Here is a 24,052-nt window from a genome sequence, read left to right as displayed (position 1 = left end):
CCAATTCTTGAGTGACCCCAATTTTTGAGCGCCCCAAGAGAACAGATCAAGGAACCTTGTTATGAATGACCTGTCCGCCGCCCCTCTCTCTGATGACAACAGGCATCATATTGCCGTGATCGGCATGGCTGGCCGCTTTCCCGGAGCACCGGATGTCGAACGCTTCTGGCAAAACCTTGTAGATGGTGTGGAATCCATCGAGCGCCTCTCGCCGGAGGTTTTGAAGCAACGCGGCATCTCTGCGGAAATGGCGGCATTCCCGGATTTTGTCGCCGCCAGCACACCGCTGCCGGGTGCGGATCGCTTCGATGCGGGGTTTTTCGGCTATAGCCCTGCCGAGGCTGAAATTCTCGATCCGCAGCAGCGTGTCTTCCTCGAATGCGCCTGGCAGTCGTTGGAAGCCGCCGGTTATGTGGGTGATCGTCACAAGGGACCGATTGGCGTTTTCGCTGCCGCTGGCATCAACACCTATGTCTTCAACCTGCATGACAATAGCCGCATCCGCGAGACCGTCAGCCCCTATGAGCTGTTCGTCGGCAATGACAAGGACTTTCTGGCCACCCGTACAGCCTTCAAGCTGAACCTGCGAGGCCCGGCCATCACCGTGCAAACCGCCTGCTCCTCCTCGCTCGTTGCCGTCCACATGGCCGCGCAAAGCCTGCTATCCGGCGATTGCGACATGGCGCTGGCGGGCGGCATTGCACTGTCGCAATCCTCCGGCTACCGCGCTCGCGAGGGCGGAATCCTGTCTCCTGATGGCCATTGCCGCGCTTTTGATGCGGCCTCAAGCGGCACGGTCCCCGGCAGCGGGGTGGGCATCGTGGTTCTGAAACGGCTGGAAGATGCGCTTGCCGATGGCGATACGATAGACGCCGTCATCCTTGGCTCTGCGATCAACAATGACGGTGCGTTGAAGGCAAGCTTCACCGCGCCACAGGTCGATAGTCAGGCGGCGGTGATCGCCGATGCGCAGGCCATGGCAGGCGTGCGCGCTGACACCATTGGCTATATCGAGGCCCATGGAACGGGCACCAAACTCGGCGACCCGATAGAGGTTGCAGCACTGACCAAGGCGTTTCGTCGCGATACGCAGCGTCAGGGCTTCTGCGCGCTCGGCTCCGTCAAAACCAATATCGGCCATCTCGACACCGCCGCCGGTATTGCAGGCTTCATCAAGGCGGTGTTGGCCCTGAAAAACCGGCGGATTCCGGCAAGCCTCCACTACGAGAATGCGAATCCGCAAATTGATTTCGCAGCCAGCCCCTTCTTCGTCAATCAACGTCTGCGCGATTGGGACAACCAGATCGGCACGCGCCGCGCAGGCGTAAGTTCCTTCGGCATTGGCGGGACCAATGCCCATGTTGTGCTGGAAGAGGCCCCACCCAGCCCGGCATCAAAGGCAGGCAGCGGCCCGGAACTGTTGCTTTTGTCGGCACGAACCGAGGAGCAGCTTGCAGCCAGCAGCGAGGCCCTCGCAGCACACCTTACCGCAGGCTCAGATCATACAGCCGCCCCGACGCTTGCGGATGTTGCCCACACTCTGCGTCATGGCCGTCGTGATTTTGCCAAGCGCCGCTTCGTCATCGCACGCGATGCCAAAGAGGCTGTCAACAACCTGCGCAACCTCTCTCAAATCGGCACCGCCGCAGGCGAGATAGCGCAAGCTGTTTTCCTGTTTCCCGGTCAGGGCAGCCCGTATACGGCGATGGGCAAGGCGCTTTACGCCGACCTGCCAGCCTTTCGTACCCCCTTTGACGCCTGCGCATCTGAATTGGATCGGCTGATGGGGATCAACTTCAAAGCCTGCCTGTTTTCCAATGCGGATGACCTTGCCAGCACGGCATTTGCCCAACCGGCGCTGTTTGCCGTTGAATATGCGCTTGCGCAAGCCTTGATGAGCAACGGCGTAAAACCCGTGGCCTTGCATGGCCACAGCATTGGCGAATATGTCGCCGCCTGCCTTGGAGGTGTCTTCGACCACGAAACAGCGCTTCAACTCGTTGTTGCACGCGGGCGGTTGATGCAGGCGCAAGCACCCGGTGCCATGCTCGCGGTGATGCATGCGGATGAACCGATCTCGCCATGGCTTGACGGGGTCATTACGCTGGCCGCTGCCAATGCACCCGGTGTCAGCGTTGTCTCCGGCCCGGTGGAAGCAATCGCAAGCCTACAAGTGCGCCTGAAAGACAAGGGCATTGCCGCACGCCTGCTGAAAACCTCCCACGCCTTCCATTCGCCGATGATGACGAATGCTGCGGCACAGTTCCGCGATGTCGTTGCAGGCGTTCGCCTGTCGGCGCCGCAAATTCCTGTGATTTCCAATGTCACGGGAACATGGATGACGGCACAGGATGCCACCGACCCGGACTATTGGGCGCGTCACCTGTTGCAGCCCGTCCGCTTCGAGGACGGAACACGCACGCTGCAATCCCTTGCAGCACCTGTTTTCATAGAAATCGGCCCCGGTCGCGCACTCGGCACGTTGAGCGCTGCGGCGGGCGTGGATGCAAGCCGGATTGTGGCGACGCTTGCAGAAGGCAAGGATGAATCAGGGCAGGTTTTGTCTGCTGTCGGTCAGTTCTGGCAATTGAACGGCGTTCTGGATTCAGCCGAAGTGGCTGGTCGGCGGCGCGTACGGCTTCCGACCTATCCGTTCCAAAGTGAGCGTTACTGGGTCGATGCGGATAGCGAGCCTGCCACGCCCAAGAGGACGGCCGCGAAGGTTGAAGGCCCCGGCCTCTACCGCACCAATTGGCGGCGTGCGCAATTGAGCCACAGCCCTAATCGATTGAAGGGCCGCGTGCTTGTTTTTGACGATGGTCAGCTTGGCTCCATCCTTGCCTCTGAGCTTGAGCGGAGCGGTGCTGAACCCTATCGCGCAATGATCGGCACCGGTTTCAGTGAACCAGACTTCCGCTGCTTCAGCCTCCGCCCCACGATGAGCGAAGACTACGCCAGCCTTTTTGATAGCCTTGATGAGCGGGGAGCAAGCCCGGACCATATCGTCTTCGGCTGGCCTCTCACACCTAACGCACAAGAAGCGCCGGAAACTGCTGCACAAGCCCTTCTGGCGCTGGTGCGGGAACTGGCAAAGAACGACCGCGCGGTCACTCTGACGCTTCTGACTCGGTCGGCAGCCGATGTCACGGGTCTGGAAGACCTCGACATTCCGCAGGCTCTGACTGCGGGCACTCTTCAGGTGATCGCCCAAGAATATCCATCGCTCCATTGCCGTCATATCGACATCGACGCTGCACGGCCTGTTGATATCGCGAGGCGCATTCGCGACGCCCTGTCGGGGAAAGACGATGTGCTCGCCTTGCGCGGCGCGCATCGCTGGCTGCCGGAAACGGAACGGTTTGACGTGCCGCAAGGCGGCCCGGATTTCAAGCGGAACGGCGTCTATGTGGTGATCGGCGATATCGTTGATGGCGTTGGCAAGACCTGGGTTGATGCTCTGTCTGGGCTCGGCGCAGCCGTCGCTCTGCTTCAAGACTCTACGGCACCGGCTTTCGAACACCCGGCTCGTCTCAAACGGCAGCTCGATTGCGGCGATGCCGCCGCCTTGAAAGGCGCTCTGGACGATGTTTTGGCAGAACTGGGCCGGATCGACGGCATCTTTCTGAGCCTGCCGCAGTCGAACCATCAATCCGCCGCGCTGATTGGTGAGCTGGCGGATGCCCATTGGGCCTATAATATCGCGAGCAAACTGCGCCCGGTTCATGCGCTCAGTGAAGCTGTGGCGAAGCGGAAAATCGGCTTTTGCTGCGTTCAGTCCTCGCTCTCAACCCTCGTTGGCGGGCTTGGCCTTGGTGCCTATGCCGCCACGCACCACGCCATCGACCGGATTGTCGCCGAAGAGAACAAGAACGGCACCACGCCATGGTTCGCGATTGGCTATCCACTGATCGAGGCAAATCCCGGCACCACCTTGCAGGCAACGGGCCGTGCGAACGCCTTCGCGATATCGACGGAGGCCGCATGGGATCTGACGCGATGCCTGATTGAAAACGGCGCAACCGGACAGACCATGCTTTCGGGTGGGGCCATTCCCCCGGTCGCGTCCGACATCGACGCGCAAGAACCAGCCGCCAATGATGGCGGGCGTGGACGCCCCGCACTCAGTGTCGCCTACCGCAAGCCGGGCAATGACACCGAAGCGAGGATCATCGGCATTTTCGAAGAGATCCTTGGCCTGTCACCCATCGGGGCCGATGACGGCTTTTATGAACTCGGCGGCCATTCCCTGCTCGCCATCCGCGCCGTTGCCAAACTTCGGGAGGCCTTCCCCGTCGATATTGCCATGCGCGAGCTGCTTTTTGACAATCCGACAGCTGCGGCCATCGCCCAATCGATTTTGGAGCGCATGACGCAGAAGACCGACCTTTCTGCCCTCGCCGATCTTCTCAACGAGGTTGACACCCTGTCCGACGCCGATGTGAGCAGGCTTCTCGCCGGAGGAAATGCACAATGAACGAACTTTTCGCAAAGATCGCCGGGCTTTCGCCAGAGCGGCGGGCGCTGCTGGAACAGAAGCTGAAAGCACAGGGCATCACGGTTCCCGCCCCCTCCGGCATCCAGCCTCGGGCGGATCGTGAGGCTGCGGTTCCGCTGTCATCGGCGCAAAAACGCCTCTGGTTCATGCAGCAGCTGGAACCCGGCACCGTTGCCTATAACATGAACCTCGCACTTCGGCTGAAAGGCCCGCTCGATCGCGCAGCCCTGTCTCGCGCCTATGCCGCCCTGATTGCTCGGCACGAACCCCTGCGAACGCGATTTACGATGGGCGAGGATGGCCAGCCGCAGCAAATCGTCGAGGCATCCGGCGCGGCTGATATTGGCTATCACGATTGCCGACAGCATCCAGAGCCGGAAAAGGAAGCCCGTCTTCAGCTCAAAGCATTTGTCGAGACGCCCTATGATCTCACCCGCCCGCCGATCCGCGCGACGCTGGTTGCAATAAACGATGACGAGCATGTGCTGGCGCTCGGCATGCATCATATCATCAGCGACCGCTGGTCGATGGGTGTCTTTGCCCGTGATCTCTCAACGCTCTACCATGCCGAAGCCACAGGAACAGCAGCAACACTCGCGCCCCTTCCGGTGCAGTTTGCCGATTGGACGCTCTGGCAGCGCGATTTACTGGACGGACCCGCCCTTGCCAACCAGCTCGCCTACTGGACAGAAAGCCTTGCGGGCGAGCTGCCCGTACTGGAATTGCCATTGGATCGGCCACACAGCTTGAGCGCGAGCTTTAGCGGCGCGCATCTTCCCGTTCTGATCGACCGGGCATTGTCGCTCAGGCTGCGCGCACTTGCTGCCGAGCAGAATGTCAGCCTGTTCACATTGCTGCTTGCCGCCTTCAACGTGCTCTTGCATCTCTATACCGACAGCGACGATATCATCCTTGGCAGCGAGGTTGCCAACCGAGACCGGCCCGAGACACAAACCATGATGGGGCCGCTGGTCAATACGCTCGTCTTCCGCAACGACCTGTCCGGCGATCCGGCCTTCACGGGCCTGCTCCAGAAGGTAGCCGATGCTGTGCGCCGTGGCCTTGCCCATCAAGATATTCCGTTCGAGCGCCTTGTCGAAGCGATCAATCCAGAGCGCTCGCTCTCGGACCTGAACCCGCTCTTCAACGTGAAATTCGACATTCAGCACAGCATTGCCCCGCCGCCGGGCCTGCATGGACTGACGATTGAACCCTATCCGCTACGCGAAGTGGCAACAAAATATGACTTGCGCTTCAACCTCGAAGACGACCAGCCGGACATCAAGGGCAAGATCGAATATTCGAGCCAGATTTTCAATGAGAGCACCATCGCCTCTATGCTTGCCCGTTTTGAGCGCCTGCTGGAGCTTGTGGTGCGCGACCCCTCGCGGCGGCTCTCCACACTTTCTCTGCTGAAACCTGAGGAAGAAGCGGCCATCATCGCTTCCGGTTCCGGTCCAGTGCGGGATTATCCGGTGGACGAATGCCTGCATGATCTCTTCCTGAAACAGGTCGAGCAAACGCCGGATGCGGACGCGGTGACCGATGGCGACCTCACCTGGTCCTACCGCGACCTCGAAGCGCAGTCTTCGCGCATTGCCGCAAGTCTGGTGGCCGCTGGTGTGAAACCCGGCGACCGGGTGGGCATTTGCATGCGCCGCTCACCCCGGATGATCGCAGGTATCCTTGGCATCATGCGTGCAGGTGCGGCCTATGTGCCGCTCGATGCCGATTATCCACCAAGCCGCCTCGCCTTCATTGCCGAGGATAGCGGGATTACCATCCTGCTCACTGATCACCGCCCATCCTTTGTCACGCAGGCGCAAACCCTCGTTGACGTCACGACATTGCCGGACATCCGACTGGAGGTGCCGCCCACAGTTTCACCGAACCATCTCGCCTACATCATCTACACATCCGGCTCGACGGGCAGACCCAAGGGTGTCGCGATAGAACATCGCTCTGTCGTCACCTTCATGTATTGGGCGCGGGAGCGGTTCACCCGCGAAGAGGTGGCGCGCATGCTGGTGCCAACCTCGATCAGCTTCGACCTGTCGATTTTTGAGCTTTATGCGCCCCTCGTCCTCGGCGGCACGCTCGTTGTCGCAGATCATTTTCTGGCACTGCCGCAGCTTGCCGCCAAGGTTGATGTGACTTTCATCAATACGGTCCCCAGCCTCCTGCAAGAACTGTTGCAAGAACACAGATTGCCAAACAGCGTGCAGACTGCAACCTTCTGCGGCGAGCCATTGCCAGCAGCGCTTGTCGCCATCCTGAAACGCGATTATCCGAACCTGCGTATCCTCAATCTCTACGGCCCTTCCGAGGATACCTGCTTTTCAACGGAAGTCCCGTTACAGGGCGATCATTATCAGGGCGGCGTCGTACCCATCGGCAAGCCATTGCCAAACACGCAAGCCTATATTCTCGACCGCACTGGCCGCCTTCGCCCGCCGGGTCTTTCCGGCGAGCTTTATCTCGGCGGTACGGGCCTTGCACGCGGCTATTTTGGCCGACCTGAGCAAACCGCTGAGCGGTTCATTGCCAACCCGTTCTCGAGTGAACCCGGCTCCCGTCTTTACCGGACCGGGGATCGCATCCGCCGCCGGGCCGATGGCAATCTGGAATTTTGCGGGCGGCTTGACCATCAGGTCAAAGTGCGCGGCTTGCGCATTGAAACAGGCGAGATCGAGCACAATCTCGAACAGATTACCGGCGTCGAAAAGGCGGTTGTGGCTGTCACGCAAGGCACTGATCGGCAGCTTGCCGCCTTCATCGAACCCCAAGACGGCGTAAGACTTGACGAAACCGAGCTGCGCCGGGCGCTGTCCGATATCCTCCCTGTGCATATGGTGCCGACGCTCTGGTGCTTCTTGCCGCGCCTGCCACAGCAGCCGAACGGCAAGATTGATCGCGCAGCACTGCCATCGCTGGCCGCAACAGTCGCCACCGGGTCCAGCCCGCCAGAGACCGAAACGGAACAGCGTGTCGCTGATGCATGGGCCGATGTGCTGGCCATCGATTCGATCAGCCGGGATGACAATTTCTTCCGGCTTGGCGGTCACTCGCTGCTGGCCATGCGCATGATTGCCCGGCTGTCGTCATCGCTTCCGACAAATGCCGTGTTGCGAAAACTGTTTGAGTTTCCCCGCCTCAGGGATTTCGCCGCCGCCCTTGCGCGTGACGAGACACCGATGGCGGCACCTTTAAGCGCCATCGATGCCCTCCCGGATGGTGCGCCGATACCTCTGTCCTTTGCCCAGCAACGGCTTTGGACATTGGCCGAGCTGGAGCCAGACAGTGCCGCCTACACGGTTCCCGCCGCAATCCGCTTTCATGGCGCGCTTGATCTGGAAGTGCTGCAACACGCGTTCACAGCCCTTACCGCACGCCATCCGGCATTGCGCACGCGGATCGTCAATCGCGATGGCCAACCTGCTGTCGAGATCGGTGCGACCGACATTCCAGACATCGCAATCGTAGATGTGAATGAGGCCACCCTGCCAGAGGCGCTTGCCGCTGCATGCAGGCAGCCGTTCGACATGGCGACGGGTCCGCTCTTCCGCGCCCGGATTTTCCGTCTCTCCACTGACGAGCATGTTGTTTTCGTAGCACTCCACCACATTGTCTCGGATGCGCAATCGCTTCAGCTGATGCTGCGGGATCTGACGCGGTTCTATGATGCTGGCCGACAGGGCAAAGTGGCAGACCTTCCACCGCTTACCCTGACCTATGGTGATTTTGCCGCTTGGCAGCGAAAGCAGCCGCTGGGCGAGCAGATCGACTATTGGCGCCGCCTGCTGGAACATGCCCCCCCGCTTCTGGAACTGCCGACGGATTTTCCACGCGGTGCGCGCCAAGAGTTCAAGGGCGGGAGCATTCCATTCCATCTCGATCATGCGCTAACGGCCCGTCTGGTCAATTTTGCCCATGAACGGGACGCCACACCTTTCATGGTGCTTCTCTCGGCCTTTTCGACCCTGCTATCGCGTTATTCCGGCGCGTCCGATGTCGTCATCGGAACCCCGGTATCCGAGCGGCCAAACCGCGCGCTGGAGGATGTCATCGGGCTGTTCGTCAACACGCTGGCGCTGAAACTGACGCATGATGCTGCAACAAGCTTCGAACAGCAAGTCGCGGCCACACGTTTGCTCGTTCTGGATGCCTTCCGCCATCAGGACGCGCCGTTTGAATGCGTGGTCGATGCCCTCTCAGTCGAGCGAAGCTGGAGCCACAATCCCGTGTTCCAAGTGATGGTCACCTGGCAAGCCGACGAGCCGCATAGCCCATGCCCCGATGGCCTGACGGTTACCCCGGTGGTGCTCGCACAGGAAACGTCGAAGGTCGATCTGACGCTGGATCTGCGCCATCGCGGCGATCAGTTTTCCGGCACCTTGATCTATCGCAGCGATCTCTTCCGCCAAGAGACGATCCACCACATGGCAGAGGCTTTCACGGCCTTGGTCGAGGCTCTTCTATCGGCCCCTGAGCGAGCACAGGTCGAAATAGACGGACTGCCCGAGCGCCAGCGCCAGCAGATCGCCGCTTGGAACGCGACGGCAAAGACCTATGATGCGGTGCCAGCAAGCCTGCATGGTTTCTTTGCGCGTTCAACCGAGCGCACACCAGATGCCATTGCCGTGACTGATCGGAACAGGAGCGCCACCTATGCAGAGCTTGATCGGCAAGCGGAGGCGCTCGCCCGGCATCTCGCCTCCCTTGGCATCGGACGCGGCAGTGCCGTCGGTATTTGCCTTGAACGTACCATCGACCTCATTGCTTCGATTCTTGCCGTCTTGAAGACGGGCGCTGCCTATGTGCCGCTCGATCCCAAATATCCGGCGGAACGGATCGCCTTTGTCGCAAAGGACGCAAGCCTCTCCCTGCTTTTGACGCAGGAGGAGCGCGATGACTTCGCCGACATCCGAACGCTCGATCCGACCACCATCTGGAACGGAACGCAGGCCGTCTCCGGGGCCCCTCTCCCCCATACGACCGAAGGCAGCGACCTCGCCTATCTCATCTACACCTCCGGCTCAACAGGGCTGCCAAAGGGGGTTGCAATCGAACATCGCAATGCAGTTGCCTTCACACACTGGGCGCTCGACACGTTCCCGGCGGAAAGCTTTGTCGGAATGCTGGCGTCAACATCGGTCTGCTTCGACCTCTCCATCTTCGAAATTTTTGTGACGCTCGCCGCCGGTGGGCGAATCTTCATCGTTGACGATCTTTTCGAACTGCCGGACGCAGAATTCGCAAACGAGGTCACGTTCATCAACACCGTGCCGACCCCGATGACCGAACTCATGCGGTTTGGCCCGTTGCCCGCTAAGGCAAAGACGGTCTGCCTTGCGGGCGAACCGCTGCCACCGAGCCTAGCACGCGCGATTCTGGACACTGGACAGGTCGAGGCGCTTTACAATCTCTATGGTCCCTCCGAGGACACAACCTATTCCACGGGATGCCGGATCGATGACGCGGGGCTGCCCATCCATATCGGCAAGCCCATCACCAACACCACCGCCCATGTTCTTGACGCAGCGCTCAATGAAGTGCCAATCGGTATGCCGGGCGAGCTTTATCTGGCGGGCGAGGGTATCGCACGCGGCTATCACAATCGCCCGGATCTGACGGCGGAGCGCTTCTTGCCGAACCCGTTTGACAGGGCTGGCCAAGCCCCTGTGCTCTACAAGACCGGCGACCGCGTTCGTCGGCTGGCCGACGGCAATATCGATTATCTCGGCCGCGCCGACCGCCAGATGAAGATCAGCGGTTTTCGGATCGAACCGGGCGAGGTCGAGGCCGTGCTGATGCGCTATCCGGGCGTGACAGGTGCTGCCGTCGATGCCTGGCGGGACAATACCGGCTATGCCCGCCTCGCCGCCTGGATTGAGGTGGCGGCACCTGTCGGTAAGGCGGCGCTCTCTGCCCATCTGAGCCGAGAACTGCCGCGCCATCTGGTGCCGACGTTTTTTGCGATGCTGGACAAGCTCCCGCGCCTGCCGAACGGCAAGCTCGACCGCAAGGCGCTGCCCGACCCATCGGATGAATCCACGACGGTCGCAGAAGACCAGACACCGCACCACGGCTATGAAGAGAAAATCGCCGCGATCTGGGCGAAACTTCTTGGACGCGAAGCGATTGGACGCAACGACAACTTCTTCGCGCTCGGCGGAGATTCAATCCTCGCTATTCAGGTCGTGGCTGCCGCCCGCCGCGTTGGCATTGCCATCAAGCCACGCGATATTTTCCAATATTCAACGCTTGCAGCCCTTGCCGCATCCGTCTCCGATCTGGCGACAGAATTGCCCGAGGCGAGACCGATGCGCGGAGACATTCCGCTTGGCCCGGCACAGCACTGGTTTTTTGAGCAGAATTACCCTGATATGGCCCATTGGAATCAGGCATTGGTGCTGAAACCCGGCAGAGTGATCAATGAGAAGACGCTTCAAAACGCCATGGACCTTCTCCACCAGACCCATGATGCGCTGCGCGGTCGTTTCTTCCAGCAAAACGGACAGTGGCGTCAGGTCGTGACGGAAGCCGAAGGAGCGCCGCCGCTGCGTTCCACCCGTTGTACGGCAACCGAAGCCGATGCCGTGCTTTCTCGCGAAGCGAATGCGCTGCAACGCCGCTTCAATCTCGCCGAAGGCCCGCTCTGGGGTGCCACGCTTGTGACCATCGACGGGTGTGAGCAACGGCTGCTGATCGCAGCGCATCATCTCGTGATCGACGGCGTCTCATGGCGCATCCTGCTTGATGACCTTCAAACATGCCTCGCAGCTGGCGAAGCCGGCCTTGAGATGAACTTGCCGCCCAGAACAACAGGCATTGATAGCTGGGTGCGCAGGCTGAAAGACAGCGCGGTGTTCGATGGTGAAAAGGACCATTGGCGCACGATGACCGAGGCCAAGACCGCAGCGATCCCCACGGACCGTTCGGGCAGCAATTGCGCTGGCGACACTGAGATCATTGATCTGACAATCGATCCTGACCTCACCGGACGCCTTCTCCGGGACGTGCCGTCCTGCTATCCAATCGATGCCGAAGAAGTCATGCTTGCGGCACTTTATAATGCAATCCGCGATTGGACCGGACACGACAGGCTCCGGCTGATCCTTGAAAGTCATGGCCGGGCAGACCTGTTCGAAGGCGTCGATCTGAGCCGCACCGTCGGCTGGTTCACAGGCCTTTATTCCGTTCTCTTCGATGTCACCGGGCGCGACACCCGAACCACTTTGCTCTCGGTCAAGGAAAGCCTCCGCCGTGTTGCGAACGATGGCATCGGCTATGGCGTCCTGAAATATCTGAAGGGCGTGGCATTGCCACGGCTGGAGGATATCGCCGAGATCCGCTTCAACTATCTTGGTCAGACGGACACGCTGTTTTCCGGCGATGCGTTGCTGTCACGCGCAACTGAACCGGCGGGTGATCCGCGAGGTGCTGGCAATCCGCGCGGGGTGCTGCTTGACATCAATGCAATCATCAGCGGCGGGCATTTGCGCATTCGCCTTGCCTATTCCCGGCAGGTTCACGATCGGCAGACAATCGAAACACTCGCAGCGGGGCTGCAAAACCATCTCGAAAGCCTAGTCGATTTCTGCCTGACTTCAACCGAAGCCGGCTATACACCTGCGGACTTCAAGCACATGACACTTGATCAGGATGACCTCGAAGCCATCCTGCGCAATCTCTGAGGACACCATGCAGAATGCGAGCCAGCGCTTTGAGCGCAACAACATTGCCGACATCTATCCGCTTGCCCCGATGCAGGAGGGCATCCTTTTTCATTCGGTGTCTTCCCCCGGCGACGGCCTCTACATGCCGCAAACGGCGCTGCGCATCACCGGACACGTCGATGCGGACGCTCTGAAGGCGGCGTGGCAAGGCGCAATCGACCGCCATCCGATCCTGCGTTCGGGGTTCTTCTGGGAGGAGCGCGACGAGCCATTCCAGATCGCCTTCCGCAGCCTTGCGGTGACATTCAATAGGCTCGACTGGACCGGCAGCGATGCTGCTAGTGAGCGTGAACGGCTGCAAGCGCTGTTTTCCGCCAACAGGGCCGAGCCGTTTGACCTGCGCCGTCCGCCTCTGATCCGGGTCCAATGGATTCGAACCGGACAAGACCAGTCGATCATGGTTGTCTGCTACCATCATATCATCCTCGACGGCTGGTCGATCCGTCAATTGCTCGACGAAGTGCTCTCGCTCTACCGACGCGCAACAGGCAAGGCCGAGCCAGCCCTTCCGCCCGCCCGCCCTTACGGCGATTACATCGGTTGGCTTAAAAAACGCGAGCGGGCCGTGTCGCTTCGCTTCTGGCAGGATCGACTTCAGGGTTTTGCGGGCACAACCCGGCTTCTGGCAGGGGAAGCGACAGGCCAGTTCGAGCGGCTCTGCCGGGAAGTCCCAAAGCCACTGCATGAGGCCGTGCTGGCCTATGGTGCCGCCCATGGGCTGACGCTCAACACACTGCTGCAAGGCGCGTTGAGTTTGCTGATTGCACGCCAGACCGGCAGCCGTGATCTGATTTTCGGCACAACGACAGCCGGGCGCCCGGCGACGCTGGAGGGCGCGACGACGATGATCGGCCTCTTCATCAACACGCTGCCCGTGCGTGTCCGCCTCGATGAGGGCCAATCCGTCTCGGACTGGCTTGCGACCATTCAGAAAGCCCATGCCGAAACGGGCGAGCACGACCATGTACCCCTCGCCGCTATCCAAGGCCCAGGCGTTTCGCTTTTCGACACGCTGCTCGTTGTTGAGAATTTCCCGGCGCAGGCGAAGCGGACGGATGCGCCTGCACTGCTCAAAACTGAAGGCATCGACTTTGACGAGCGAACCCATTTTCCGCTCACGCTCTGGGCAACACCGCACCCGACGGGCCTGACGCTGATGGCCGGTTTCAGCCGCGACATGCTCGCATCTGAGACCGCAGCAGATCTGCTTGAACGACTGGTTGATATTATCTCCATCATGATCCGCTCATCCACCACAGATGTGTGCGCAATTCTGGATGAACTGCCTTCGGCGATGGCGGTCGGCGGTCTCTCTGAAGGCGGTTCTGGGGACAGCACCCATTTGATGCCACTGAAACAGGCAGTATCGGGCATCCCGACATCCGCAACGCCTTCCGCGACTGAAATCACACTGGCGCAAATCTGGACGGAGGTGCTCAAATGTGGTCCCCTTGATGGGCAGGCTAACTTCTTTGAGCTTGGCGGCCATTCGCTGCTGGCCGTGCGCGTCGCCAGCCGACTTCGCGGCGCGTTTTGCGTTCCGGTGCCAATGCGCGTCCTGTTTGAGCACCCCGTCCTTGCGGAACTTGCGGCCTATATCGACAGCCTTCGCCCGCAGGAATCCCAGACCACAGACCATATCGAGATTGACATATGACTATAACGCCATCACGCCCCGTGCTTCTTTGCCTGCCGCCAGCAGGCACCGGGGCCGGGCTTTTCCGCAACTGGGTACAAACCGCGCCGAGCACGATGACGGTGCATCCGGTCGCACTGCCGGGCCGCGAAGCGCGCTATAGCGAACCGGCACCGAGGTCAATTGATGCGCTTGCCGATCAGCTGGCCGTTGAGCTTGAGCCATATATCGGCGGGCGGTATGCGATTTTCGGCTATTCGATGGGTGCTCTCCTCGGCTATGAAATCGCCCGGCGCTTCTTGGGAGCGGGTTTGCGGATGCCGGAAGTGTTTTTCGCGCTCGGCTGCAATGCGCCGGACCGTATGGTCTATGAGCGAGAGCCGTTCCACACGATGGAAGCCGCTGCCTTTCGACAAGCGCTCATTGATCTCGGCGGAACAGACGCTGAAATCCTCAATAATCCCGACGCCATGGAGCTTTTCGAACCCGTGCTGCGCAATGATTTCAGAATATGCGAGACCTATACCCATGACGCGACGCGCGGCACGCTCGATTGTCCCGCCCATATTTTCCTCTCTGATGGAGACGCCTTTGTAAACCGGCAGGCCGCCGCAGCCTGGTGTGATTTCGTGACAGGCGGCACGCGCCTGCATCAGGTCGCGGGCGCGCATATGCTGGAGCGCCCGGTACTTGACACGCTGCCCGCACGACTGGCAACTCTCTGGTTAGAAACTGGGGTTCGGAACTGGCGAAAATCGCCTAAGGCGTGAGGGTTAAGCGATGACGGCCGCGATCGACATACCAACATCGGAGGAGGCATTGGTCCGCCGCGCCCTTGATGCGCAGGCCGCCTATATGCCGGATGTCCGTGCGGATATCGGTCCGGCTGGCGCAGAATGGACGACGACCGAGGCATTCTTTTCCGACGATGCGGCGCTTGGCGAATTTCTCGCCTTCGAACAATCGCTGAACGAAGGCACCGACATCAAGACGGCTGCGGCGCTGTTGATGACCGACTACGGCTACATTCTGGCCGCCGCTACTGTGCCGATCTTCGCTGGTTTTGGCCTCATTCCTAACCTATCACCGGCCTGCGTCGCTCTTTCATTCTACACGACGCAAGAGCAACATGAGGGGGAGACGCACCGGGTGCGACGCGCCCATGTCCGTTTCCTCGAAGAGACATTCTGGCAGGGCCAATTGGGCGACACCGCTGCCGAAGAACGGTTCCGGGCCGAAATAGAGCGGCATTTTCGCCCCGTCATCGACGCGATCCACGCGCGCACGCGCCTTTCTCGCTCGGCGCTCTGGCGGCTCGCCGCTGATGCGATTGCCGGTCGCTTTCTCGATTCCGGCCGCCGTTTCGCCAGAGTCGAGGCGGCCAAGGCATCTGCAATGCAGATCCTCAAAGTGCCCGGTTCGCCGCTTGCCAACCGTCAGCTCCACTATTTCGATCTGAGTGTACTCGACAAAAACCAGCAGGAATTTTCATACACCTTCCGTCAACGCGGCGGCTGCTGTCGATTTTACCTCGTGAAGGGCGGAGAATACTGTCCGACCTGCGTCCTGAAGGCACCTGCAGAACGGGACGAAGAGTTGCGCCTGGCCATGCGTCAACATCTCGGCGTCGCTGATGAGAGTCTGTCAGGCTAAAATTGAACCTGACTGCCTTATCGATTTTTTTTAACGATCGGAGTCCCAAACCGGGAAAAGCAATCGTCTACCTCCCGAGCACAATGTGGAGTTGCTCCTTACGGTGGGCTGAAAAGCCTTGAGTACCGGAGAGTTTGGGGGTTCTATGACGAAGATTTTTTCCACTACACGCGAGGCCCGGGCGAGCCTCAGAGCCGTCCTTTTAGCAGGATCGGCGCTTGTGATGTTGACACCGACCGTGCCGGCAATGGTGCGTGAGGCGCAGGCTCAAATGTCGCAGCACGCGATTTCCGTACCGGCCGGTCCGCTTACGCCGGCGCTCAACAGCCTTGCTGCACAGACGGGCCTCCAGATTCTGTTCGACGCGTCGGTTGCCCAAAACAAATCAACCCGCGGCGTGAATGGGACGTTGACACCCGAACAGGCCTTGAAGGCCGTGCTTGCAGGGACCGGCGTCGATGCGCGCTTTGCCGGCGAAAACCGCGTCACCTTGCAGAATGCGACTTCTGCCTCAGGAAACCCGGAGCAGGACGGGACCCTGCTCGAACCCATCGTGATCTACGGTGCCCGCAATGCGACCACCCTCGGCGGTACGACAAGCAGTGTCGCTATTCTCAAGGCCGAAAGCCTGGCGAACAGCCAGATCCGCACCACGCAGGAAACGTTTCGTCGCATGGCGAATACGATGGACAGCGCCACAGTCAACGCTGGTTTCGTGATCCGCGGCATGAGTTCCGAGGGTCTGGTATCGTCCGGTGGGCCAGCAGGCTCCATCTATATCGATGGCATCCTTCAGACGCGCTACAATGCCCGCTTCGGCACACGCAATCTCTGGGACGTTGAGCAGGTCGAGGTCTATCGCGGCCCGCAATCAACGCTCTCCGGCCGCGCCGCCATGACCGGAGCCGTCTATATCAAATCGAAGGATCCGACCTTCGAGAAAGAAGTCGAGGTTTCCACCACCGTTGGTACCGATAATCTCGTGGGCACCGCCATCACGGTCAATACGCCTATCGTCGAGGATCAAGTCGCGCTACGGCTCTCCGGGTCCTATGAACGTTCGAAGGCCCAGCCTAGCTACTCCGATTTCAAGTCATACGACAATTACGACGATTTGATCACCGATATCAGCGGCATAGCGCGCGCCAAGCTGCTGTTGACGCCGTCAGAGCTGCCGGATACCCGCGCAGTGCTCACCTATTCCTATTCGAAGGACCGGCCGAACGACGCACTCGTCGGGCTCTATTCGGGACGGGGCGATTTCAATAACGCGCCTGTCACGTACACCGAATATCGCTGGACCGAGGCCCATAATCTCGGACTTGAGGTCACCCACGACATTTCTGAAACCCTGCGCTTCACATCGCAGACCGGCTATCAATATGGCATCAACAACCGGCGCTCCATTGATTATGGCACCGAAAATGTCGTCAACGGTATCACCGGCGAAGATGACAACTCCATCCTCACCCAGGAATTCCGCCTGAACTACGAAGGCGATCGCTGGAAATGGGTGACCGGCATCTATGGCAGCTACGAAAAGTGGGATGGTGCCACGGATATCGTTGCGTTCGATTATTACCAGCAGAATGACACGCAGCACCGCACAACCGCGAACCTGGCCATCTTCGGTGAAGCGACCTACGAATTTGCGCCGACCTGGTTTGCGACGCTGGGCGGACGCCTGGATTACCTGAGAGACAAGGACCACCAGCAGAATTATTCCGGTCTGATCGATGACTCCCCTGTCCTGACTGGTGACCCGACGTCCCTCACCGAGTATAATTTCGTTCCTAAAATCGGCATATCCAAGGAGTTCGGCAGCAACCAGAAGGTGGGGCTCACCTATACTGAAGGCTTCCGCTCGGGTGGGTCCTATCTCGACCGCGTGACGGGTGAACTCGGCACCTATGATCCCGAATACTCCAAGAACATCGAACTCTCGTACAAGGGAACGCTGCTGGACGACCGCCTGACGTTGAATGCCAATCTGTTCTACACCAAGTATTCGGATCAGCAGGTCGAGATCCGGCCTGACCCCTCGATCCCCGGTTATCGCATCATTTCGAACGCCGCCACATCTCGGTCCTGGGGTTTCGAAATCGAACCGTCCATGCAGGTCACGGACCAGTTAACGACCTTTGCATCGATCGGTTACCTCAACACCAAGTTCATCGACTTCAACCATGCCGCACTCAGCGAACCGCAGGACGGCAAATCCTTTCCCGAAGCACCGGAATGGAGCCTGGGCTTTGGCGGACGTTACGAGTTCCAAAATGGAGTTTTTGTCGGTGCCGATGCCAAATACACGACCAGCTATAATTCGCGCTTCGGTACGAATGGCATGTACAAGATCGATGCGCGCTTCATCGTCAACGCGCAGGTGGGCTTCAAGAAGAACAACTGGGAAGTGACGCTGTTTTCGGAGAACCTGACGGATGAAAAATACTTCACGTTGATTGATCCGGATTACTCTCTGCCTTACGGCCAGGCTGGCAAGCGTCGATCATTCGGATTGAACCTCCGGGCGAAGTTCTGATTATCTCGGGCTGCGGGGGCATTACCCCGCAGCCGTTTTCGATTTCCGGCGACAAAATGGTGGCCCTCTTGCGTTTCTGTCTGTTTCTCCTCGCGTTTCTTATGACCGGTTCACTGGCGCAGGCCGCCTGCCAGGGGACCTTTCTGACCGAGGACGTCTACAATCCGCCCCTCTGCATTCCGGCTGCGCCAAAACGGATCGTCACGCTCGACCCGCTGATCACACTTGGAATGCTGATCGAACTCAAGGCGCCTGTCATCGCCACCCCCTATATGGCAATCACGGAAAGCGAAGTGCTCGAGGTGGTCAGGGCCGAAAAAATGGTCGATCTCGGCAATCCCAGGGAGCCAAGCCTGGAACGTGTCGCAGCCTTGAAGCCGGATCTTATCATCGGTTCTGCGGAGGCTCATTCAGGCATCTTTGAGCAGGCTGCCAAGATTGCACCAACGGTGCTTTTCAAGCACATGGACTGGAAGGTCTATCTCCAGCGCCTTTCCGAAGTGACCGGTCGTGAAGGTGTGGCAAGGAGTGCCTTGACGGCCTATAATGACCGTGTCTCGGCCATTCGTGAACGCGTGAAAGACAAGAAACTCACGGTCTCCACCGTCCGTTTGGCCCCTGATCGGTTTGTCGTGTTTGTCGACGGACCGAACGCCTACGCCCCCTTTGCGGTGCTGCATGAAGCAGGCGTGAAGCGCACGGCCTATGAGACCGTGACCGACGGCACGATCGTGAAGCGGCCAGACTGGGAGGAACTGGCAAATCTTGATGGCGACGTGCTGCTCTATGTTTCCGCCAGCGGTTTCGAAAGCGGGCCGGATGACGCGTTGGAAAAGCAGGTAACGGAAAATCCCCTCTGGCAATTGCTGCCCGCTGTTCGCGAAGGTCGCGCCCATCGGGTCGATCGCGGCCCCTGGCAGAGCTTCTACGGCATCAGTTCGGCAAACCGTATCCTCGACGATGTCGAACGCTTCATCCTGACGGCCCCATGACCGACCGCACGGCTGGCTATATTGCAGAAACCGATGCTGGACGGATGCTTGCGCTTGCCGCATTGCTCTGTCTGCTCATGCTCGCCACCGTGTTCGCCATCTCGCTGGGCGCGGCGATGATGCCGCCCGCCAAAGTCATCTCTGCACTCTTCGCATCCGAGACGTCGCGGGATCACCTGATCGTCATGACCATTCGCCTGCCACGTGCCCTTGCGGCATTGCTTGCAGGCAGCGCACTGGCTGTCTCCGGTACCATCATGCAGGCAGTGACAAACAATCCCCTCGCCTCACCGGACCTGCTGGGCATCAACGCAGGCGCGGCCTTTGCAGTGGTCTCCATCATGGCCATTTTCGGCTCCGGTATCGGCGACATCTACGTTTGGTTTGCTTTTCTCGGCGCGGCCATCGCGGCGACCATTGTCTATGTGCTGGGCTTGTTGGGAAGGGTGGGGCAATCCCCGCTCAGGCTCGTGCTGGCGGGCGCCATCGTTGCGACCTTCCTGACCTCTGTGACTACAGTTATGTTGATCTTCGACCAGAGCACTCTTGATGCCGTGCGCCTCTGGACCGCAGGCTCTGTCACGGGGCGAAACATCGAGCAAGTCAAGACCGTTGCACCCTATATCATTGCCGGGCTCATCGCTGCCCTGCCCTTTGGCCGTCATCTGACAACAATCAGCCTTGGCGCGGATACGTCGCGCGCGCTCGGCCAAAACCAAATCCTCTGGCGCGGCCTATCGGTCGCCGTGGTCATTTTGCTTGCCGGTGGTGCCGTCGCACTTGCCGGACCGATTGGCTTCGTCGGGCTTGTCGTGCCCCATGTGGCCAGGATGTGCATCGGCGTTGACTATCGCTGGATCATTCCTTTTTCTGCACTTGGCGGTGCCTTGCTGGTGATCGTGGCAGATACGGCCGGACGATTGGTGTTTGGCAGCCAGAGCTTTCCGGTCGGTGTCACCATTGCGTTGATCGGCGCGCCGTTTTTCCTCTATCTCGCCCGCACACGGCTAAGGGACGGAGCATGATCCGGCTTGTCTTCGTCCTGATACTTCTGCTCTCAGTTCTCGTCGCAGCAAGTCTCGCCTTTGGCGACGTGTCCTTGGGTTGGCGTGAACTCTACGACGTGTTGATGGGCACGGGCCGTGCCCAGTTGCAGAGCGAAATGATTGTTTGGGATCTGCGCCTTCCGCGCGTTCTTTTGGCGCTCCTCGTTGGCGTAGCACTCGCGCTCGCCGGAACGGTCAGCATTGCCATCATGCGCAATCCGCTTGCTGATCCGGGCGTTCTGGGCATCAACAGCGGTGCGGCTGCCGCGGCCATGGCTGTCATTGTGTTGATCAATGATCCGCCTGTGGCGCTTCTGCAAGTGGCGGGCTTTTTGGGTGCCAGCGCCATGGCCCTTGCCGTCTTTGCGCTCGCCTGGCGCAGCGGCACGTCTTCGCTGCGCATCATCCTGATCGGCATCGGTCTTTCCGCCCTCGCTTCCGCCGGCACCACCTTCCTGTCAGCCTTCGGCGACATTGGCGACGTTCAGCGGGCGCTGGTATGGTTAGCTGGCAGCGTCTATGACGCCAACATGGTCAAGGTCCGGTTGCTTGCGCTCTGGCTCATCGTGCCAATCGCACTCACCCTTCTCGCCGCGCGGGAACTCGACCTCATCCGCTTCGGTGACAATAGTGCAAGGAGCCTCGGCCAGCCCGTCGATCGCATACGGGGCCTGATGATCCTGCTAGTGACCGTACTCTCTGGTGCCGCCATTGCCGTGTCCGGTCTCATCGGCTTTGTCGGCCTTGTCGCGCCACATATCGCGCGTCGGCTGGCAGGAGTGTCCCACGCTCGGATGCTTCCTGTCGCTGCCCTTGTTGGTGCCTGTCTGGTTGTCGCCGCAGATCTCATCGGTCGTGTCATCCTGCCTCCGGTGCAGATCCCCGCCGGAATCGTAACCGGGTTCGTGGGTGCTCCCTTCTTTGGCTATATTCTCTGGAGACGTCGCCATGACCACTAATCCGCAAGGCGCTGCCAGAATCACCAGCAAGGGCGTTGATATTGCCTATGGCAACCGGCGTATCGTCGAAAATCTCGATCTTGCCATTCCGCAACAGCGCTTTACAGCGCTGCTTGGCCCTAATGGCAGCGGCAAATCGACAATCCTGCGCGCTTTCGCAGCGTTGATGAAACCATCCGCTGGCAGCATTATCCTTGATGGCTTTGATGTATCGCAGCTTTCCACCCGCGAGGTGGCGCGAAAAGTGGGCGTGTTGCTGCAAGGGCCTGTTGCGCCGGAGGGGCTGACCGTTGCCGATCTCGTCCGTCAAGGGCGCTATCCGCACCAGTCGCTGTTCAGTCGCTGGTGTCTTGAGGATCAGCAGGCGTGCGACGAGGCCCTCATGCTGACGGGCACGACAGATCTTGCAAGCCGCATGCTGGATACGCTTTCCGGCGGCCAGCGGCAGCGCGCCTGGATTGCCATGACGCTGGCGCAACAGGGTGAGACCATCTTTCTTGATGAGCCAACAACCTATCTCGACCTCGAGCATCAGATTGAACTGATGAAGCTGATTACGATGTTGGTCGCAAAGCGCGGAAAGACCGTCGTGGCGGTGCTGCACGACATCAATCAGGCCGCACGCTACGCCGAACACATTGCCCTGTTGAAGGGCGGTCGGATCAGGGCTATCGGAACACCTGACGAGGTTATCAGTGCAGAAACGATCGCCGATGTCTTCAACGTCAAGAGCATGGTGATCCGTGATCCCGTTGCCGGAACGCCTTTGTGCATTCCGCTCTGAAGCAGCCTTCTCTGAGGCCGCAAGGAATGTCACCAAAATATCACACTTCTTGCTATTTTTGATAAGACCCGGTTTGCTTTGCCACCAGCAGGTGAAGGCGATCAGACGGATTCAGACAAGGAAATCAGACACAAAGATGAGTTTTAAAGTCTTCTTTTATCTCGCCGTAATAGAATGAAGCCCCATATTTCTAAAGCATTGCACTTGCACGTCTTTTCGGGATTGTCTAGCCATTCCCCATGACGGTTCAGCCGCGTCTATTCTGACCTACCGTCCGCTGGGAACCATGTGCAGATGTCGAGATCTTCCTCCTCGTCCCTTGTCTGGGACACCGTTGACAGCAGCGAGTTGCTCAATCGAGCCATGGAAGCACACTATGCTGATATCACCAATGCGGTGCGCCGACGGGGACACCCAAGCTCAACGGCCCGCGACGTCGTGCACGATCTTTATGTGAAGCTCGCCGCCAAACCAGAGGTTCTGCTGAACAAGCGGTCGATCAAGGCCTTTCTCTGCCGCGCCGCCATCAATCTCGGCATTGACCGCCAACGCCGGGAAACGAAGGAAACCCGGCTGTTCTCAGGATCGGAGCGGGAGGCCCTCTCGGCGCCAAGTACCGGGCACGCGCCGGACCACGGTCTGGAAATAGAAGCGCGGCTTGCAGCCCTTCGCGAAGCGATTGCGGAACTGCCAGAGAGGCGACGTGTCGTCTTCATTCTTCATCGCCTCCATCATCTGACACCAGACCAGATCAGCACCAGGCTCAACATCTCAAGGAACATGGTCGACCGGCACCTACGGCGTGCGTTTGCCCATTGCCTTGACCGGATTCTTTAGAGTCAGTCAGGTTCAAATTGAACCAGACAGACTCTCGTTTCTTTTGTTTTGGTTTGTCTTTTCGGGAAGACCGGTGACCACCTGTCCCTGACAAACTCTTGATCCCCAAAGAATCCCGTATCATGAACGCAGAACGGTCACATCCTTGCGATTGGACAGTTGTCAGTGTCCTAAACCGTGGATGTCAAACGTCTACTGTATACTGCCTTAAAGCGGAATCGATTTAAGGCGAAAATTATGCAGCGGATATAAAGCGCTACAGCGAACCTTTGTGCGCCATATATGGCGTATGACACTGTAGAGGTCGTAGGATGCGTCCGGAGTAAACTATGTCGGTCAAGGAATCGAGTGACAGTCAGAAAAGACGAAACCGCGAGGCGGCCGACTGGCTTTTGCGCAACGGTGACCCAAACCAATCGCCGGACGACCGGGCTCTCTTTGAGACATGGCTGAAGCGCGACCCGGAAAACTGTCGGACCTACAGGGCAGCCGAGTTTCTGATGGGCGACGCCAGCCGCGCGATTCAGTCCGATCCTGCTCTGGCCAATATCGACATGCGCCCCCGCAACCTGGCCAAGCCGATCATCGCAACACTGTTGGTGGCAGCCCTTGCAACCGGCGCCTTCTTCGCACTCGATGGGCCGCTGCGCATTCAAGCGGACATGATCGCCGGTACCGACGAAACCCCCGTTCGTACACTGGAGGATGGTTCCATTGTCCAGCTCAATGCCTCCTCGGCAATTGCCGTGGATTTTACCGAGGGTCACCGCATCATCCGCCTCCTGCGGGGCCAAGCGTTCTTTCAGGTCGCTCATGCGCCTGAACGACCTTTCACGGTTGTGGCTGGTGAGACAAAGGTGGTCGCACTCGGCACAGCGTTCGATGTTCGCTACGGCAAAGAGGATACCGAGGTGACAGTCACGGAGAATGCGGTGCAGCTTGAGCGCGATGGCGCGCACGCAGCCTCTCTGCGGGTGAACGAAGGCGAGCAGGCGGTCTACGATTACGCCAGGAAAACGACAGACGTGACACCAGTCGACGGCCTCGTCGCTCTCGCATGGAGGCGCGGACAAATCGCCGTGGACAACGCGCCTCTTTCCTATGTCGTTGAGGAAATGAACCGGCATTTCCGAGGCCGCATCGTCATTGCGAGCTCAGCGCTGGCACGTCGTCGTGTCAGCGGCACGATCAAGATTGCGGATACCAAAGACGCGCTTGCCTTCCTTAAAAAGGCGCTTGGCTTGGACGCCACACGTTTAGGTCCCTTGATCGTTATCCATCAGTCATAATATCCGCAGAACTCTGTTCATCACTGCTGTTCATAAACACTCTGGTTGACTTGCCTCCGCTTTGACATGGGGCCGCGGAACGC

General features: G+C 59.4%; 12 protein-coding genes. All 12 read left to right on the top strand.

The genetic code is table 11. The features are described from left to right. Positions 1-61: 61 nt before the first annotated feature. The 12 genes from ASB66_RS19930 (at position 62) to ASB66_RS19875 (ending at position 23,969) form a co-directional block, all read left to right on the top strand. Positions 62-4,474 (top strand): type I polyketide synthase, encoded by a 4,413-nt coding sequence (locus tag ASB66_RS19930; protein ID WP_060720008.1) that lies wholly within the window; start codon positions 62-64, stop codon positions 4,472-4,474. Beyond that, positions 4,471-12,192, top strand: a complete 7,722-nt coding sequence (locus ASB66_RS19925) for a non-ribosomal peptide synthetase (protein ID WP_114386889.1) — start codon at positions 4,471-4,473, stop codon at positions 12,190-12,192. The genes ASB66_RS19930 and ASB66_RS19925 overlap by 4 nt, the downstream gene beginning before the upstream one ends. A 7-nt stretch (positions 12,193-12,199) precedes the next feature. Continuing rightward, positions 12,200-13,891 (top strand): condensation domain-containing protein, encoded by a 1,692-nt coding sequence (locus tag ASB66_RS19920; protein ID WP_060720006.1) that lies wholly within the window; start codon positions 12,200-12,202, stop codon positions 13,889-13,891. Continuing rightward, positions 13,888-14,640, top strand: coding sequence for a thioesterase II family protein (locus ASB66_RS19915; RefSeq protein ID WP_081089193.1), 753 nt, complete (start codon positions 13,888-13,890; stop codon positions 14,638-14,640). Before ASB66_RS19920 ends, ASB66_RS19915 begins: the two co-directional genes overlap by 4 nt. 10 nt (positions 14,641-14,650) lie before the next feature. Further along, positions 14,651-15,523: a ferric iron reductase gene (locus tag ASB66_RS19910; protein WP_060720004.1), complete on the top strand. Its 873-nt coding sequence runs from the start codon at positions 14,651-14,653 to the stop codon at positions 15,521-15,523. 223 nt (positions 15,524-15,746) lie between these two features. After that, the gene (locus tag ASB66_RS19905) at positions 15,747-18,062 is read left to right on the top strand and encodes a TonB-dependent receptor (RefSeq protein ID WP_234823936.1); all 2,316 of its coding nucleotides are present in this window, start codon (positions 15,747-15,749) and stop codon (positions 18,060-18,062) included. Positions 18,063-18,163: 101 nt separating this feature from the next. Further along, a complete protein-coding gene (locus ASB66_RS19900) occupies positions 18,164-19,054 on the top strand; it encodes an iron-siderophore ABC transporter substrate-binding protein (RefSeq protein ID WP_234613923.1) in 891 nt (296 codons plus the stop codon). Next, complete coding sequence (locus ASB66_RS19895) at positions 19,051-20,079, top strand: FecCD family ABC transporter permease (protein WP_060720001.1); 1,029 nt, start codon at positions 19,051-19,053, stop codon at positions 20,077-20,079. Before ASB66_RS19900 ends, ASB66_RS19895 begins: the two co-directional genes overlap by 4 nt. Continuing rightward, the gene (locus ASB66_RS19890) at positions 20,076-21,059 is read left to right on the top strand and encodes a FecCD family ABC transporter permease (protein ID WP_060720000.1); all 984 of its coding nucleotides are present in this window, start codon (positions 20,076-20,078) and stop codon (positions 21,057-21,059) included. The genes ASB66_RS19895 and ASB66_RS19890 overlap by 4 nt, the downstream gene beginning before the upstream one ends. Beyond that, positions 21,049-21,843 carry an ABC transporter ATP-binding protein gene (locus ASB66_RS19885; RefSeq protein WP_060719999.1) on the top strand — a complete coding sequence of 265 codons (795 nt, stop codon included), beginning with the start codon at positions 21,049-21,051 and terminating at the stop codon, positions 21,841-21,843. Before ASB66_RS19890 ends, ASB66_RS19885 begins: the two co-directional genes overlap by 11 nt. A 294-nt stretch (positions 21,844-22,137) precedes the next feature. Next, positions 22,138-22,680, top strand: a complete 543-nt coding sequence (locus ASB66_RS19880; protein ID WP_060719998.1) for an RNA polymerase sigma factor — start codon at positions 22,138-22,140, stop codon at positions 22,678-22,680. Between the two features lie 329 nt (positions 22,681-23,009). Continuing rightward, complete coding sequence (locus ASB66_RS19875; RefSeq protein WP_060719997.1) at positions 23,010-23,969, top strand: FecR family protein; 960 nt, start codon at positions 23,010-23,012, stop codon at positions 23,967-23,969. Positions 23,970-24,052: the final 83 nt, after the last annotated feature.

This window comes from Gillisella vitis, assembly GCF_001541345.2.
Classification (GTDB): Bacteria; Pseudomonadota; Alphaproteobacteria; order Rhizobiales; family Rhizobiaceae; genus Allorhizobium; species Allorhizobium vitis.
The sequence above is the reverse complement of the archived record's forward strand: the minus strand, read 5'-3'. Positions and strand labels throughout refer to the sequence as shown.